Origin of the sequence: Ruegeria sp. HKCCA0235A, assembly GCF_013033235.1 — a bacterium.
GTDB lineage: Bacteria > Pseudomonadota > Alphaproteobacteria > Rhodobacterales > Rhodobacteraceae > Ruegeria.
On sequence record NZ_WQDQ01000008.1, the window covers coordinates 55,709 to 70,636 of the forward strand.

General features: G+C 53.3%; 16 protein-coding genes. 3 read left to right on the forward strand and 13 right to left on the reverse strand.

Features of this window, described 5'->3' with window-relative positions:
* Positions 1 to 316 precede the first annotated feature (316 nt).
* On the forward strand, positions 317 to 769 hold the full coding sequence (locus GOW56_RS14490; protein ID WP_171206333.1) for a thiol-disulfide oxidoreductase DCC family protein: 453 nt from the start codon (positions 317 to 319) through the stop codon (positions 767 to 769).
* Between the two features lie 173 nt (positions 770 to 942).
* Here GOW56_RS14490 and GOW56_RS14495 read toward each other — a convergent pair whose 3' ends face one another.
* The 3 genes from GOW56_RS14495 to GOW56_RS14505 all read right to left on the reverse strand — a co-directional run bounded on the left by GOW56_RS14495 (position 943) and on the right by GOW56_RS14505 (position 4,050).
* The gene (locus tag GOW56_RS14495; protein ID WP_371807911.1) at positions 943 to 1,962 is read right to left on the reverse strand and encodes an ABC1 kinase family protein; all 1,020 of its coding nucleotides are present in this window, start codon (positions 1,960 to 1,962) and stop codon (positions 943 to 945) included.
* 306 nt (positions 1,963 to 2,268) lie between these two features.
* Positions 2,269 to 2,742, reverse strand: coding sequence for a DUF427 domain-containing protein (locus tag GOW56_RS14500; RefSeq protein WP_171206335.1), 474 nt, complete (start codon positions 2,740 to 2,742; stop codon positions 2,269 to 2,271).
* Between the two features lie 183 nt (positions 2,743 to 2,925).
* Positions 2,926 to 4,050 (reverse strand): pyridoxal phosphate-dependent aminotransferase, encoded by a 1,125-nt coding sequence (locus GOW56_RS14505; RefSeq protein ID WP_171171691.1) that lies wholly within the window; start codon positions 4,048 to 4,050, stop codon positions 2,926 to 2,928.
* Between the two features lie 41 nt (positions 4,051 to 4,091).
* Between GOW56_RS14505 and GOW56_RS14510 the strand changes: the two genes are divergently transcribed.
* Positions 4,092 to 4,847, forward strand: coding sequence for an N-acyl homoserine lactonase family protein (locus GOW56_RS14510; protein WP_171206336.1), 756 nt, complete (start codon positions 4,092 to 4,094; stop codon positions 4,845 to 4,847).
* Between the two features lie 49 nt (positions 4,848 to 4,896).
* On the opposite strand, the gene GOW56_RS14515 is transcribed toward GOW56_RS14510, so the two are convergent.
* The 4 genes from GOW56_RS14515 to GOW56_RS14530 form a co-directional block, all read right to left on the reverse strand.
* Positions 4,897 to 5,625, reverse strand: a complete 729-nt coding sequence (locus GOW56_RS14515; RefSeq protein WP_171206337.1) for an SDR family NAD(P)-dependent oxidoreductase — start codon at positions 5,623 to 5,625, stop codon at positions 4,897 to 4,899.
* A 279-nt stretch (positions 5,626 to 5,904) separates the two neighbouring features.
* Positions 5,905 to 7,170: a DUF2254 domain-containing protein gene (locus tag GOW56_RS14520; RefSeq protein ID WP_171206338.1), complete on the reverse strand. Its 1,266-nt coding sequence runs from the start codon at positions 7,168 to 7,170 to the stop codon at positions 5,905 to 5,907.
* A 44-nt stretch (positions 7,171 to 7,214) separates the two neighbouring features.
* Entirely contained in the window at positions 7,215 to 7,499 is a 285-nt protein-coding gene (locus tag GOW56_RS14525) for a coiled coil domain-containing protein (protein ID WP_171171697.1), read from the reverse strand.
* A gap of 50 nt (positions 7,500 to 7,549) precedes the next feature.
* The gene (locus GOW56_RS14530) at positions 7,550 to 8,050 is read right to left on the reverse strand and encodes a Dps family protein (RefSeq protein ID WP_171171700.1); all 501 of its coding nucleotides are present in this window, start codon (positions 8,048 to 8,050) and stop codon (positions 7,550 to 7,552) included.
* A gap of 211 nt (positions 8,051 to 8,261) precedes the next feature.
* On the opposite strand from GOW56_RS14530, the gene GOW56_RS14535 reads away from it, so the two are divergent.
* Positions 8,262 to 8,480: a hypothetical protein gene (locus tag GOW56_RS14535; protein ID WP_152456637.1), complete on the forward strand. Its 219-nt coding sequence runs from the start codon at positions 8,262 to 8,264 to the stop codon at positions 8,478 to 8,480.
* Positions 8,481 to 8,719: 239 nt separating this feature from the next.
* Here GOW56_RS14535 and GOW56_RS14540 read toward each other — a convergent pair whose 3' ends face one another.
* The 6 genes from GOW56_RS14540 to GOW56_RS14565 all read right to left on the reverse strand — a co-directional run bounded on the left by GOW56_RS14540 (position 8,720) and on the right by GOW56_RS14565 (position 14,924).
* Positions 8,720 to 9,694 carry an adenylate/guanylate cyclase domain-containing protein gene (locus GOW56_RS14540; protein WP_171206339.1) on the reverse strand — a complete coding sequence of 325 codons (975 nt, stop codon included), beginning with the start codon at positions 9,692 to 9,694 and terminating at the stop codon, positions 8,720 to 8,722.
* A 725-nt stretch (positions 9,695 to 10,419) separates the two neighbouring features.
* Positions 10,420 to 11,061 (reverse strand): 3-oxo-tetronate 4-phosphate decarboxylase, encoded by a 642-nt coding sequence (otnC, locus tag GOW56_RS14545; protein WP_171206340.1) that lies wholly within the window; start codon positions 11,059 to 11,061, stop codon positions 10,420 to 10,422.
* A complete protein-coding gene (otnK, locus tag GOW56_RS14550) occupies positions 11,058 to 12,335 on the reverse strand; it encodes a 3-oxo-tetronate kinase (RefSeq protein ID WP_171206341.1) in 1,278 nt (425 codons plus the stop codon). The genes otnC and otnK overlap by 4 nt, the downstream gene beginning before the upstream one ends.
* A complete protein-coding gene (locus GOW56_RS14555) occupies positions 12,332 to 13,129 on the reverse strand; it encodes an N-acyl homoserine lactonase family protein (RefSeq protein WP_171206342.1) in 798 nt (265 codons plus the stop codon). The genes otnK and GOW56_RS14555 overlap by 4 nt, the downstream gene beginning before the upstream one ends.
* A complete protein-coding gene (locus GOW56_RS14560; protein ID WP_171171709.1) occupies positions 13,126 to 13,413 on the reverse strand; it encodes a putative quinol monooxygenase in 288 nt (95 codons plus the stop codon). The genes GOW56_RS14555 and GOW56_RS14560 overlap by 4 nt, the downstream gene beginning before the upstream one ends.
* Positions 13,413 to 14,924 carry a tripartite tricarboxylate transporter permease gene (locus GOW56_RS14565; protein WP_171206343.1) on the reverse strand — a complete coding sequence of 504 codons (1,512 nt, stop codon included), beginning with the start codon at positions 14,922 to 14,924 and terminating at the stop codon, positions 13,413 to 13,415. The genes GOW56_RS14560 and GOW56_RS14565 overlap by 1 nt, the downstream gene beginning before the upstream one ends.
* Positions 14,925 to 14,928: the final 4 nt, after the last annotated feature.

Below are 14,928 nucleotides of genomic sequence, written 5' to 3' on the forward strand. Positions count from 1 at the left end.
CCGTGGATCATGAGCTGCGCCAACCGCTGAGCTTGTGAGGCTGAGCTTGTGAGATTGCAGTAGTCATCTTCTGGTAGGGCAACTTTTCAGTGCCTTTCGAAAAACAGCGAGGTACCTACAAACCCCTCACCTTATTCAACAAAATTGCCCGCACGCCTGCTATTCAGGCGACGCAATCGCTAAAATTTGGCTAGCATCATCACAAGTTGCGGCCTCATAACGCATCTGTATGTCACTGCTGAACCCTCGTTTCTTCGGTATCTGCGCTAAGTCTTGCAACGGGACGGATGAAGCCCACAAGACGAGGTCAAACAAAATGGACAAAACGGACAAAGCTGAGGTTGCTCTCACATCTGATGACGCCGCAACCCATCATTCGTTTGCTACGGTTTATTACGACGGATCTTGCCCGCTTTGCTCCGTTGAGATCGAACACTATGCCTCCTGCGAGGGCGCTGAACGCCTGAGGTTTGTCGACGTTTCCAAATCCAATGTTCGAATTGATGAAGATCTAACGCGGCAAGAAGCTATGGATCGTTTCACTGTACGTCGACCAGATGGAGTGCTTGTATCCGGTGCACGCGCGTTTACGGAACTCTGGGGCACTTTACCCAAATGGCGTTGGCTGGCACGGGTGGCAAGCTTGCCGGGGGTAACGCCTTTGCTAGAGCTTGCATATCGGGGCTTCCTGCCCCTAAGACCGATGCTTTCGAGGATCGCGTCTTGGGTCGGAGCGAAGTCGGCTAACGGGACAGGTTCGTCGACATGATCAATCTGGACAATGGTCGTTTCAATGGCTGGTTTGGCTCGTCAAACGGGGCTCGAACCCGCACTTTGCAGCACTCGCATCATACTCGCGCTTTGTTTTGGGTTGGTCACGCATATCGGTGCCGCGGGTTTTGCTATTGCTCGGTTTGCTGGGTTAGGGAGGATGGAGGTCGTTCAGATGACATACTTTGCAAGAAGCGTCTTTACAGGCAGCGAGGCACTCAATCGCGTGACCAACAAGAATATCCCCCCAATCTTTCGCTGAAGGTAAAGAATATCCATTCGCATTGGGGGCGGGATATACCCGGCCCGGGCCAAGGCCATGCCTTCCTTGTTCAGGTGGTTAGAGAGCGTTCGGTCAGAAAAATCAAATTCATTCGCGGATAGGATTGCGTCGAAAACAATGCGGATCATTCCGAGGATCCGGTCGTCGAACGGGCCATCACCTTCAACAAGCTTCAATTGGATGGCAGCGTTGCGAAGCTCTTCGTCATCTTCCCGCAGGCCTGCACGCAGCAGATGCATATACCCATCAATTGCCGATGGTTGCAGGGCTCGGGCCGCGCCAAAATCCAAGAGGCTGATCTTCCCATTTGCCGGGTTGTATCGGTAATTGGCAAAATTTGGATCGCTTTGCATTATACCGAACTCGAAAACCTCGCGCAGCGTGAGATCGACCAAGGCTTCTGAGACTCGATTGCGTTCCTCTCTGGTCGCATCACTCACGGTCTCGATGGGTCGACCTTCCAGAAAGGACATCGTTAGAACTTCGGGAGTGCTCCAATCCGGAAAGAACTCCGGAATTTCGAAGGCTTCATCACCCTGCAAGAGGTCAGCAAAGTGGCGCATGTGCCGCCCCTCGCGTTCATAATCCGTTTCTTCACGTAATTGACTGCGCGCCTCTTGGATATACGGCCCCAGATCAAAGCTTTTGGGAAGTAGACCGGACATTCGAACCAACGCGGCCACATTGGCAATATCGCTGTCGATACTGCGAGCGATACCGGGATATTGCACTTTGATCGCCACATCGCGCCCGTCTTTCAAAGTTGCACGATGTACTTGCCCGATACTCGCCGCCGCAATGGGCCTTACATTGAAAGTTTTGAAGGATTTGCGCCAATCTGTACCCCAGGTTCGGTTCAGGACGTCACGCAATTGCTTCGGTGGCATGAAATGCGCCTGATCTCGCAAACGTGCCATGATGTCAGCCAGCTCAGGTGGCAAGACCTCGCCTGCATCCATCGAAATCAGCTGACCCACCTTCATCGCTGCCCCTCGCATGCGCGAAAGCTGATCCGCGATCCGTGTCACGTTACCTGGGGACATCAACAAACCACGCATATCGGGTCGCGCACCGCGACCGATCTCTCGAAGGGCGCGTACTGCCACGTTTCCTGCAATGCCTGCCGTCATGCTGCTTAAACCGGCAACACGGACCAAACGGCTTGTAGGAACTGCCAAAGAGGTTGGTGAGGATTTAGGGTCAGTCATACATCCTCACCAAAGTTCCGTGCCCGGAGAGCCTTTGATGCGACCTTTCAAATTCTCGGTGACCCAACCTCCATAAAAGTCCCCGGGTTGCGGGATCACGCGATGCTTGCCAACGAAACAACCGCCCATAAGCCCGGCGAAAAAGGCGACATAGCCCTTTATCTGTTCAAACCTGGTGGTTGGTTCCTCGTAACTCCATGCGGCTTTTGTGGCCTTGGCCGCCCCGCTCTGAACGTCCCAGTAACTCGCAACGCCCTTCCATTCGCAGTATGACCTGATCGAGGTTTTTGTCAGAACGGCATCAATGTCATGCGGTGGGATGTAGTACGTTGGGGCGTGGTGGGTCTCGAGAACCTGAAACGCCTGATCGGTTTCTACGATTGTTCGGCCGCCAAACTCTATCCGTACGTTATGGGGCACCTCTCGCAGCGCAGGTGGCCGCGGATAGTCTTGCACATCTTCAATTGTCAAAGCTGTCATTGCGGACCCGGATTGTGTATTAGGCTGTTCCTTCTGCGAGATAGCGCGCCGACAGCGTTATTCTAGCGAAAGAGCTTTCAACACAAGGTAGGCGAACTTGAACCACAATTGGGCTTAGTATCAGCTTTGATCGGGCTGTTCTGTTAGACCGACTTTGCAGCCAGAACCGTTAAAATGAGTGTCTTAAGTCTGCCAGTTCGCCAACAGTTCGCCCATGCGCTCTAGGCCAAGGTCGAGATTGGCAGCAGCACCTCCTCCGACGCCTAGTCGGACGTGGTTCTGCATCCCGTATGACGAGCCCGGTAAAAGAAATGTCCGATACGGATCGGCGAGCAAGCGTTTGGCGAAAACATCGCCATCAATCCCGTCAAGCCGTGCCAAACCAATCAACCCAGCCTGAGGTTTGACCCAATCGAGGCGGGGTTGTTCGGCAACAAACCGATCAAGGCGTTCCAGTGTTTTCATCCCATCTGCGCGCGCAGTTTTCATTGACTGATTGTATCGGTCAGGCCTTAAAGCGATTTCGGCAATGACTTCGCCGAGTATATTCATTATCTCGCTGGAGTTTTCCCGCAGAATTATGGCATCCCAAATCAGATCGGGATCACGGCAAATCATCCAGCCGGTGCGCAGCCCCTGGAGCCCCAATGCTTTGGAAACGCTGCCCGTCGTGATACCCCTAGGATACAAACCGGCAATCGAAGGGGCACGAGACCCGTTCCATTCCAATCCTGCGTAAACTTCATCAACAACCAGCCATGCGCCGACACGGTCTGCAATTTGTACAAGCCTTTCCAGCTCTGCCCGGGTCATCAGGCGGCCGGTTGGGTTATTGGGGTTGGTGACAAAGATGAGCCGCGTGCGTTCCGTTACTGCGGCTTCAACTTCGTCCAGCGGCAATAACCAACCAGCGCTCACTTCTCGGTCGACAACTTTGAGAGTCGCGCCAACAGCCTCTGCCAATACGCCCGCTTGCGGCCAGCCCGGGCGTTCTGTTACGATTTCGTCACCCGGTTGGACCAATTGCATGAATGCAAGATAATTGGCTTCCGCAGCGCCTGCGGTGATCAGAACATCGTCTGGTTTGCAAACATCAGACAAGCCTGCGCGGTCCAAGACATGTCGTCGTAAGGCAGGCAGGCCCCGAAAGCTTTTTTGGTTCCAATCCAGCGGCAGTGCTGGGTCCAGCGCATCCATAAACTCACCCAAACACGGCGACTCTGACAAGGAAAACCCAACGAAAGCTTCTGGATCCGCTTCGGTGGTATCCAGCAGGTACTGAAAAAGTGTGTGTATCTTGACTTTCATGCTCAACTCAAAATCCTTGTAGTCAATCAGGGAGAGAGTCTGTGCAAGCAGAAGGATTTGTCAAAGGGCGACCGAGTGACTTGGCAGTTTTGAACTACGGGCTGTTCAAGGTCCATTCCACCGGCCGCATTATTGGGATCTGCGGGTTTCTGATCCGGACGGACTTAGGAGAAGCAATACTCATCGACACTGGGTTTCCTGAAAAATACGCGACCGATACCGACGCCGCAGTCAAAGAAGATCGATTGGACGAGTTCGGCGAGGTCCTGAAGTGTGAACCAGACAATCTGCCACGCGCACAACTGGCAAAACTCGGACTGACTCCGTCAGACATCACATTGCAGATTTGTACGCACACTCATATCGACCATATCGGCGCATTGGGCGACTTTCCAAGCAGTCCAATTCTTATCTCTTCCGCGGAGCGAGCCTTGCCTCGCCCATTGTATTGGGGCGATATACGGCCTTTGGAATGGCCCGACCAGGATTATCTCTTGGTTGATGGCGACGCAGAAATTGGACCGGGCATCTTCGTTTTGGCTTCACCCGGTCATGCGCCAGGTCAGATCGCCGTGATGGTAGATCTTCCTTCGGGTGCAATTTTGTTAACGAGTGATGCAATATCCCGACCGGCAGAAATCGACGAGAAGTTTGCAGGCTCATGGGACGAAGATGCCGCAATTGCCAGCGCAGACAGGTTGATGTGTCTAGCATCCGAGCGAGATGCCTTTGTAATCTATGGGCATTGTCCCAAGCAGTGGCCCGTTCTGAAGAAAGCACCAGAAGTCTACCGTTGATCCCAACCTGTGGCTCACTTTTCCCGAAAAGTGATGTCGCGCCTGCCAGTTATCTGACGTCGCGCCCTTGATTCAGAATAATCACGTTCCCGCTGGAAACATCACCGGCCGGCGAAATGAGAAAACTGACCCAAGAGGCGATTTGCTCGGGTAGCATCGCGCGACCATGCGGCATGGCATTAACGGCTTTCTCCAAGACTTCCTCGGTCAAGACATTGAACAAGGGTGTCTCGGTCATGGCAGGTGCCAGTGAATTCACACAGATTTTTTCGTTTGCGTATCGACGGGCAAGGTCTTTCGTAAGGGTATCCATAGCAGCCTTTGACGCCCGGTAGTGCGGAGGGTCGAAAACATCGAAATTGTAAGCTCCGTTCGAAGAGATATTTACAATCTTTTTGATGCCTTCGCGTTCCAGCATCAACTGAACCGCCTGCTGGCAACAATGGAACGCAGAGTTAAAGTTGATTGCCATCTGTTTTTCGAGTTCCTCGGGCGGAATGTGCGGGAAGTCGGACATGAAGCAGGTGCCCGCGTTGTTTACCAAAGCATCCAGACCGCCGTGCGCTGACTTAATGCCATCAAACGTCTGAGCAATAGCCATGGAATCCGTTAGGTCGACGGAGATCGGCGTGAAATCTGGGCCCAATTCTGTTGCCAGTTCGTCCAGACCCTCTTCATTAAGGTCCAGTCCAACGACGTGGAACCCATCTGCCCGAAATTGGCGGCAGATGGCCTTACCCATTCCTCCCGCGGCGCCAGTCACAACCGCTGTTTTCATAGCAACTCCTCCCACCTTGGCATGAATTGGGGTACTTCGAATTAAAGAAGGAAACTCACAACCCTTTTATCTGAAAGCTGCGAAAGTCAATTCTGCTTGAATTCAGTGCCCGCCCGTTTTGGGCTTTATGCGATCATTCCCTGCTGTCTGCTTTCATCATCTGCTTGCCGTCTTTTTTTAACTTGAAGGCAAGCCCGGCACTCAAGTACTTCTCGATAACACTGCGGATGGCCCACGCACTTCTCCCCCGCAGAACGGGACTACGCGCGTTAGGAAAGTTTAACTAAGCCCTCGCATTGCAGTTTCGATTTGACCACAAAACTTATCAATATCGCGCTCCAGCATGTCGCTTTCTCGGGTCTCATCTCTGACTGCGGTTAGTTCATCTACAACAGCCCGCGCTTCCTTTTCTGGAGCCGCTTCAGCAATGCGCACCAAAGCTCGAATAAGGGCGGCCGTCACGAGGCCATTGCCCCGAGCGGCGCGTCTTAGAGCTGGCATCGAGTCGTGAAACAATGACTCTGCCGTGATGGATGGGTAAACCACCCGTACGGCTCCGTCGTCATCTCGATACACACCCGTGCAGAGCTTGGACGACCACGCACGGGCCAGAGAGGCCGATAGACGGTCGATGCAGACAATTGCGGTGAACGTGTCGTTGACACCCGGCGATAATGCCCGAAGTGCGATTTCAACGAGAAGATGGACAGAAAAACGGATATCTCCGTTAGGGTCTCGCGCGGGGATCAACGGAGCTGCCGCCTGCACCAGATCATTGAGGCTCTCATCACAATCACCATGAACATTGGCCAAAATGTCCGATGGAACCATAAAGTCACCAGGCTGCACATCAAAAACGACGACTGCTCCTGCTTGTTTGGCCGCACGCACCAGTTCTTCGGTGTTGATCGAGTTCACATAACCAGTTCCCGAAGCCTGGACCGGGCGCTTGTCTCCCTTCTCGGGGATTGCCTCTGAGGATGGAATATCTGCACTGTTTTCGATCGCGGTGCTCACTTGACCATCCAAAGCTTCAGAAATCCGCGCCGCCTCCTGATCAATGGTTACGCGCGTCGATACTGTATGGACGAAGAGCAGCAGCAATAGAACTGAGACGATTGAATAGATTATGCCAACCACCACGGCTAAGTTCACTGATGTGTCATCGCGTACCAACCACAAGATCATCAAGCTGTATAAAAACGTTGCTCCAAGTGAACCAACTGCAACCTGGTTTACCCTGTCTTCGCCGAAGCGCTGCAAGAGCCTGGGCCCAATAGATCCTGCCGCCAAAGTGTAGACCAGAAGAACAATGGAATAGACCATGACCAATGCGGACATGGATGCTGCCGAGATTGCGCTCAGTACATCGCTCGCAGTGCGATTCGAAACGCTGAGCCAATCGGAAGCGGACCAACCCCACTTCACAAGCGCTTGCTCGGTCTTGAAGACAATCCCAGCCACCACAAGACCTGAAAGACTTATGGCGGCAGGGATGGTTAGGAACCCGCGAAAGTATCTCACTAATTCTCTGGGTGTTTGCATTCCAGTCCCCATTCCCAACACGCGCTTTCTTAACGAACTCTGCTTTACGCGAACCGGTCGGCCGCTTTTTTCAAAGCACTCTGCATGTTATTCCATGCAGCCTCGTAGCCCTCTTTGACGTCTTCCCAGGCCTCGTCGCTGGTCGACTTCAACTCTTTCAGCTGAGCTTCTGCGTCTGACCTTACCTTATAGAGCTTGCTGAGTTGTTCCTCGAGCTCGATCTTGGCATCCGCTTCCGCCACTTTCAGCTTGGCTTCAAGAACATCAATCTGGGCATTCCAACTATCCAGTTGCAGCTGTGCCTTCTTCTCGTACCCAACACGTGTCATGAGTTTTCCTTTCTTCTCAAACGGTGGTTCAGATCGACGGGAGCCGCCCACTAGGCCGCAACAATCGCCTTGAGCATCCAGACTGCTTCTTCATGCTTGGCCATCCTGGCGTTCATCAGATCCTCTGTAGCCCCATCGCCATAACGGGCGGCAGTCGCGGCAGTCTCACGCAGGTTTCGGGCGATCGCTTCATGGTCTGCAACCAACTGCTTGATCATACCTTCTGCGTCTTTCACCGTCTCTTCTTCGGTCAACTTTGCCTGGCTAACCATGTCAGTGAACGAAATCGGTGCCACCTGACCCAACGCGCGCACGCGCTCGGCCAATTCATCAGCGGCCTCAAACAGGTCACGATACTGACGCTCTGTAAGCTCATGGATCGGCAGGAATAGCGGGCCGACGACGTTCCAATGTGTGCCTTGCGTTTTCACCATCAGGATCATTGTATCGGCCAGTATTTCCGTCACCGCGTTGGCGATCCACGCATTTTTGTCGATGCCTGTATCGTTCGTTTCTTCCTGAACTTCAGACTTCAAAACTTGCTGTATCATTTTCACTCCATTTCGTTTCTTACAGAGTAGAAACTAGGGAGAAAATGGTAAATTTCAAATAAAATCATATACTTATTATAAGTATGCCACGCATAATGGGGCGCTTAATGATAATGGGTATCCAGCCCAACATGCCAACATTGATGTAGACACACAGGCCCATTGCCATACATGTTTGGAGTAACTGACGTAAGCTACTGAGGTCATGCCAGTGTCTGATCAAAATCGACCACCAAAGCGCACTGAAAAACTGCAACTGATGCTCGACCTCGAAGAGCTTAAGGCCATCGATGATTGGCGGTTCGAGAACAGACTGCCATCCAGAGCGGCCGCCATTCGTGAACTTATCCGTCGCGGTCTGATTTCCAATGAGTTCGAAGAACCACCTACTGACGCGCCTTCCGGTGAGTTTCGTGTTGTGGACGAGTGATAGAAGCATCCACAGCGCATTTCGTCTTTGGAAGGACGTGACACTGACCCGACCGAACCATCCCGCGCGCGAGAAATCGTATGCTGATCTTGTTGCGTACTGCACACGTGACAGTAGGGCGATAGCCGCAATCCACCGGAGTGTTTTGGCGATTTTCTGTACTGTGCAACACAGTACTTTGTACCCAACTGATCCGCGAGGGCACTATTCGACTTGTCGGGTTAAGTTAAAGTCAACGCTCAGTTATTCCACTGGAGCCGATATAGAACGTGGTGTCCACGGAGACCTTTGAGCAGTCTGGGTTCTAGGCCGGAAAACGAAAAACCGGTCTGTCCGGCAACCATGGCGCGGGTCACATCTGAAACGAGGATTTCACCTGCCACACCAGCCGTTGTAATGCGTGACGCCTTGTTGACCACGGTACCGAAAAAATCTCCACGTGATTGCACGACATCGCCAGTGTGAATTCCAATACGAATTCCGAAAAACGGCTCTTCGGATACCGACGCAATGGCCTTCTGAATTTTGATGGCAGCCGCTAATGCTTCTTTCGCAGACGGAAAGACAGACAACGTTCCATCTCCAAGGGATTTTACGAACTGGCCATGATGCTTTTCAATGATCGCCGACAAGACCCGGAAATGGTTTTCGATCAGCACCGACCAACGCTGATCACCCAACGCCTCTGCCAATGCCGTACTGCCCTCCACATCAGTGAAAAGTACCGAAGCTAAACCTTCGGTTTGGGTCAGCTCGGGCCCTTCATCGCGTGCGGCATCAATCAGTTTTTGGATGGCCAGCTGTTCCTTACCCACAAGTTCAATATTCGGAGTGGGTACTGAAGCGTGGCGATTGACGATCTTCCAGGCCGCTCCCTCCAGGACAAAAATCAGGACGGTGCGATAGAAGACGGCTTCATCAAAGCCGACAAACTGAATCTTATGGACAAAGGATGACCATCCCGTTTCTCCGTTTTCGAAGGCTTCCGCTTCAATTTCCTCGAAAACGACCGGTGCCGGGATTTCCGCAAAAAAGCCGCTAACCCCATCACGGACGGCTTGCCCGCTCCAATACTCGCCTTCGCCGGTTCCAACGAACCGAAGTTCTTCTGCCTTCGACAGAAAGTTCCGCAATTCCTCAGTATTCTTCTTGGTTCTGAGAATCTCATACCAACGCCTGGAAACTGCCAGCAGTTCAGGTGAGGAATGTATCATCGCAAGCAACCCGAGACGCTACATGGGAAGAGACTAAGAAGGCCTTGCAAACGGTATCCCCATTTTTCGAACGACGCAGGTCAATGCTGCCGCCGGGATTTGGTCAGATCAAGACTTTTGTGTTTCTTCAGGACATGACCTGAGCCCGGAAATCTCCTCCAGTTTTGCGTAGAGTCTGGTCAACTAAAGGAAGGACAAGTGCACGTGGGATTCATCGGCGAACAGATCATTCAGATGATCAACGAACAAGAAGCCTGCGGGAAGACGGGGATGTTTACAAGCACTTTGGGATCAGCCAGAGTACCTTCCACAAATACAAATCGAAGTATGGCGGCATGGAACTGTCTGACGAGAAGCTGCGTGCTTTGGATTCCGAGAACCGGCGGCAGAAGAAGCAGCTAGGCCGCAAGTTCCGCCCACAGTTCATCAAAAAAACCCGTGTATTTGAACCGCACGCTCCGCCGAAATCTATTATCTGTCATCTAAACTGAAGTTCCGGTCACCCGTGAGAAATGAGACATTGAGAACATAAGCGTTAGTCGGAGTCCGGCGCAGTATTTGCATTCGGCCAGCAAAGAACGCCCGCAATTGATAAGCCACACCGGGCCTAGGTGCCTCAAAACGCGGCTTTCTTGCCATAGATTCCGTTCATTAAACTCAAGTTTAACGCCCATAGCCCTGCACGATTTGCCCAAAAGTCTGCACAGTCAGTATTTTGCGTTGGATTAAATCCCTCCGAATGTCTCTTTGAGTTCTGCGACTTGTTCTGCATCCAACGTTCGGGTTGGCATACCCCGCAGTGCCACGAGCAACTTGGCCGTTTCTTCCAACTCTTCTGCTGCACAGACCGCTGAGAAAAGATTCTTTCCCGAGACTACGGGTCCGTGGTTGGCCAACAGTACAGCACTGTATTTACCGCTCAATTCGCGGATCAGGTCACCAGATTTCGGATCACCCGGCTTGACGTATGGAACAAGTTTGACCGTGCCGACGCGCATCACCACGTACGGCGTCAACGGAGGAATACAATCATCTGGGTTGATGTCTTCCAGACACGACAGGGCGGTGGCCCAGGTCGAATGCAGATGAACCACGGCGCCCGTTTCTGGCCGCGTTTCATAGAAGGCTTGATGCAGGAAAACCTCTTTGGTCGGGTTGTCGCCAGAGACGTGGTTTCCATCCAAATCAATCTTGGCAATGCGCTCGGGATTTATATCTCCTAAAGTTGAGTTGGTTGGAGTCATCAGGATACCGTCGTGTAGACGTGCGGAGACATTGCCCGCAGTGCCGACGGAAAATCCACGCTCAAACAGCGAGGCACATAAATCCGACATCTGCTGCCGCAATACCAATTCTTCAGATTTCATGTGCCTGCCTCCATCATTCTGAGAGCCTTCAAAAAGAAGTTCGGAGCGCCAAAGTTTCCAGACTTCAACGCCAGCGCGATGGGTTCGGTTTTTCCAACGCTCAGGACCGGCACGCCCGGGTCAATCTCTGGCCCAACCGACATGGCAGGAGACCCCAGTGCCGCAGACACGGCTTTGGCGACAGCGCCCGACGTCTCCCCTCCTGCCACCACCAATCGCTTGTACCCCGTCAGGACAAGTTCTCGCGCGGTGTCTGCAAAGAGATTGTCCAGCTTTTCCGCTACTTCTTCCTGACCAAATTGGTTTTGGATCGCGCGCACATCTTCCGGGTTTCCCGACGAATATGCGAGCGGCGCCTGACCCAAGTGCGTTTCAAAGAATTCCAAAAGCGTTTGCGTGGTCACATCTCCGCAAATGACGCCCGGAACATCAATTGCGAAGGTCGGATGGGAACTCGCATGAACATCGATCTGCTCACGAGTAGCGCCTGAGCAAGACCCTGCAAGGATCGCCTCGGGCCCGGTGATACCGGGGAACACACTGCCAGCACTATTGGGTGAAGTCCCTCTCAAGAAGTTTCTTGGTAACCCCAGTGCTATACCCGATCCCCCAGTAATGAGCTTGGCACCCTTTAGAGTTTCGCCCCAGGCCAACAAATCTTCATCCGAAATCGCATCGCCAATCACAAATCGTTCGTCGGCGTTTTTCAAAGCAGCAGCAATCGCCTCGGATCCTTGCTTCACGGCGTCAATGGGCACCAACCCGACCGCTTCTTTGGTCTGACGCTGCAACCATCGCCGGATGTTGGCATCCGTCATCGGAGTAAGAGGGTGATTTTCCATCCCAGACTCGTGCAACAGCTTGCCGTGCACAAAAAGATGTCCCTGAAAAACGGTACGCCCCGTGGTGGGAAAGGCCGGACAGAAAACCACCTTTTGCTCATCCAACTCGTTGGCGAGTGCTTCCGCAACGGGGCCGATATTTCCCTCCATCGTGGAATCAAAGGTCGAGCAATACTTGAAAATGAACTGACCGCATCCTTGATCCGCGAGCCAGCGCAGGGCGCGCACGCTATCTGCAATGGCTTCATCGACGGGTGCAGTGCGGCTTTTGAGAGAGATCACACCCGCTTCGATCGCCTCGTCCGCCGGGGTAGTTGGAATGCCTGTAAACTGAGCCGTTCGTAACCCACCTTCCGGCTCAACGCCCTTTGCCAAGGTGTTCGCAATATCACTCGCACCAGTGAAGTCGTCCGCTATGACGCCGATCTTCATAATTTAATGTCCCTCGTCGGCCCTGGATCCAACCTATGGATATGCGGTGCTGCTCCGACGGGATAAACCTCGCGCACAAGTGGATCGTGGCCGGGCACTATGAGTCGAGGATGCGAAGCCAACCTCTCGAGCGTCTCGAAACCGTCCATCATGTCCTGCAGGTCGACAACGATGGGAAAGGCTTTGCGCGCCATGAAATTCTCGTAGTAATGCGAGGCATCTGAGGCGAGTACCATCCATCCGCCTGACGTCCTTACCCGAACGCATTGCAATCCGCGCGAATGCCCACCGATGCAGTGCACCGTGACCCCATCAGCTATCTCGGCTTCTCCGTCGTAAAAAACGACCTTGCCTGAATAGAGGCGCTTTACAACCTCGCAGATATGGCTCGCCGAGAAAGGCGCACGCAGATGATCGTGGCACATACAGGGGCCCGTGGCGAAGGCCATTTCCTCCGATTGCATATGCAACTTCGCGTTAGGGAACATATGCAGCCCCCCCGCGTGGTCATAATGAAGATGGGTCACGATGACATCGGTCACCGCTTCGGGCGAAATACCTAAGGGCCGCAAAGCCTCGCGAGGGTCCATCGCGATGGGACGACCCCGGGCAGTGGCCTCGCCGCTATCGTAACCAGTATCGACAAGAATGACTTTGTCGCCGCGTTTGAGCACCCAAACGAAATAATCCATCGCATGAGGCGCGTCGTGATTGTCATCCAAGATGAAGCTATCGCGCCGAGTGCGGGCATTGCGATCTGCATATTTGACGGCGTGGATTTCCCAATCGTTCATCGGATGACCTCGGAATACTGGTGAACAGCTTTGGCTTCTATCATATCAGCCACCGCAGCATCGAAGGACTTGAAATGCGGGCTTTCGAGGTGAACGCCGAACGCGGCAGCGTCCTCATAAACCTCGTAGAGGAACACCGTCTCGGGATCGTCACCGAGGCAAACGTCAAACTGATGGCATCCGGGTTCTTCACGCAAAGAGGTTGAAGCGTTTTCGACCATCAGCGGTAAAAAGGTGTCTGTCGTACCGGGCTTGAGAGTGAAGGTGACAGTAACCGCAAACATCAGACAGAAATTCCTCTTAGGCGTGAGAAAGCGCGCTTTGCGACAGGCAGTTGGCTGAGGATCAGACCAATGTTGAGCAGCAGCAGAATGGTCGCACCGGGTCGTGAAAAGAAGACCGAAAGATCCCCGTCCGACAAGAACAGCGACCGGCGGAAGGTTTCGTCAAACAGGCTTCCCAGAATAACACCAATCACCAACGGGGCGATTGGGTATTTCATCAGGTTCATGAAATAGGCAACGGCACCCACACCAAGCATCAGATAGAGATCATTGATGCCCCCACCAACGCTGAAAGATCCAATTGTTGTCAGAACCATAACGACGGGCAAGAAGATGGTCTGCGGGATGGCGAGTATCTTGATAAATACCCGAGCCGTGAAAAGCCCCATCAGGAACATTGTCAGGGATGCCAGCACAAGTATTGCAACCACGCGCAGAATGATCTCGGGGTCTATCGTCGGGCCTGGGATCACGTTGTTGATTTTGAAAGCGCCCATCAAAGCGGCGGCCGGTGGCGAACCGGGAATGCCCAACACCAAAAGCGGGATCAGAGCACCACCAATACAGGCATTGTTTGCAGTCTCAGAGCACAACAGACCTTCCAAAGAGCCTTTTCCGTATTTGTCGCCCTCGGCAGATACAGTCTTACCGACACCGTAGCTAACCCACCCGGCGACATCTTCGCCGACGCCGGGAAGTGCTCCTACCCCAGTTCCAATCACTCCTGACCGGCCAATGGTGGGCAGGTAGCGTCGGATGGAGCGTAGGTTCGGAAGAATGCGACCTTTCAGGGCCAGAACTTTCCCGGCCTCAACGTGCCTCAATCCATCAATGATTTGGGGGATCGCAAAGGCCCCCATCAAAACTGGCACAACCTGAAATCCGCTCATCAGGTAAGACCAGCCGAAAGTATAGCGTGGTTCAGACAACAGCGGGTCGAGCCCCACCATGGACATCGCAAGCCCGATCAGACCAGCGATCCATCCCTTGATCACCAGGTCTTCGCTCATCAAGGTGCCAGAAAGCAGAATGCCGAACAGGGCCAACAATGCTTTCTCCGGGCTTGCGATGTTCTTTGAAACCAAAAGCAGCGCCCAGACAAAAATCAAAAGCGTGATGGTCCCGATTACTGTGCCAATGAAACTGGCCGTCGTGGTGAGCCCTAGTGCTTCGCCCCCTCGACCCGCTTTGGCCAGAGGGTAGCCATCCATGGCCGTCGCAGCGCTGGCTGCCGTGCCCGGTATATTCAGCAGGATTGAAGGGTAAGAACCACCGTAAATCGCGCCGACATAGGCCCCGAGCAAGGCAATGAGCGAATAGTCGAGCGGGATTTTGTTACCGAAGAAGCCCGTCAAGATCGTCACGGCCAGGGTTGCCGTAAGTCCGGGCAATGCTCCAAATGCGATGCCCAGGAATACGGATGCGACCAAGTACAGATAGGTCAGCGGGTCCACTGCCAGGCCCACGAAAGCGGCCCCAAATCCAGCGAGTTGCGAAAGGATAAAGTCCATCCGG

Excerpts from the sequence above, each read along its gene's own strand:
- GOW56_RS14490 (WP_171206333.1), top strand. The coding sequence starts at position 317 with ATGGACAAAACGGACAAAGCTGAGGTTGCTCTCACATCTGATGACGCC.
- GOW56_RS14500 (WP_171206335.1), bottom strand. The coding sequence starts at position 2,742 with ATGACAGCTTTGACAATTGAAGATGTGCAAGACTATCCGCGGCCACCT.
- GOW56_RS14505 (WP_171171691.1), bottom strand. The coding sequence starts at position 4,050 with ATGAAAGTCAAGATACACACACTTTTTCAGTACCTGCTGGATACCACC.
- GOW56_RS14515 (WP_171206337.1), bottom strand. The coding sequence starts at position 5,625 with ATGAAAACAGCGGTTGTGACTGGCGCCGCGGGAGGAATGGGTAAGGCC.
- GOW56_RS14520 (WP_171206338.1), bottom strand. The coding sequence starts at position 7,170 with ATGCAAACACCCAGAGAATTAGTGAGATACTTTCGCGGGTTCCTAACC.
- GOW56_RS14525 (WP_171171697.1), bottom strand. The coding sequence starts at position 7,499 with ATGACACGTGTTGGGTACGAGAAGAAGGCACAGCTGCAACTGGATAGT.
- GOW56_RS14530 (WP_171171700.1), bottom strand. The coding sequence starts at position 8,050 with ATGATACAGCAAGTTTTGAAGTCTGAAGTTCAGGAAGAAACGAACGAT.
- GOW56_RS14540 (WP_171206339.1), bottom strand. The coding sequence starts at position 9,694 with ATGATACATTCCTCACCTGAACTGCTGGCAGTTTCCAGGCGTTGGTAT.
- otnC (WP_171206340.1), bottom strand. The coding sequence starts at position 11,061 with ATGAAATCTGAAGAATTGGTATTGCGGCAGCAGATGTCGGATTTATGT.
- otnK (WP_171206341.1), bottom strand. The coding sequence starts at position 12,335 with ATGAAGATCGGCGTCATAGCGGACGACTTCACTGGTGCGAGTGATATT.
- GOW56_RS14555 (WP_171206342.1), bottom strand. The coding sequence starts at position 13,129 with ATGAACGATTGGGAAATCCACGCCGTCAAATATGCAGATCGCAATGCC.
- GOW56_RS14560 (WP_171171709.1), bottom strand. The coding sequence starts at position 13,413 with ATGTTTGCGGTTACTGTCACCTTCACTCTCAAGCCCGGTACGACAGAC.
- GOW56_RS14565 (WP_171206343.1), bottom strand. The coding sequence starts at position 14,924 with ATGGACTTTATCCTTTCGCAACTCGCTGGATTTGGGGCCGCTTTCGTG.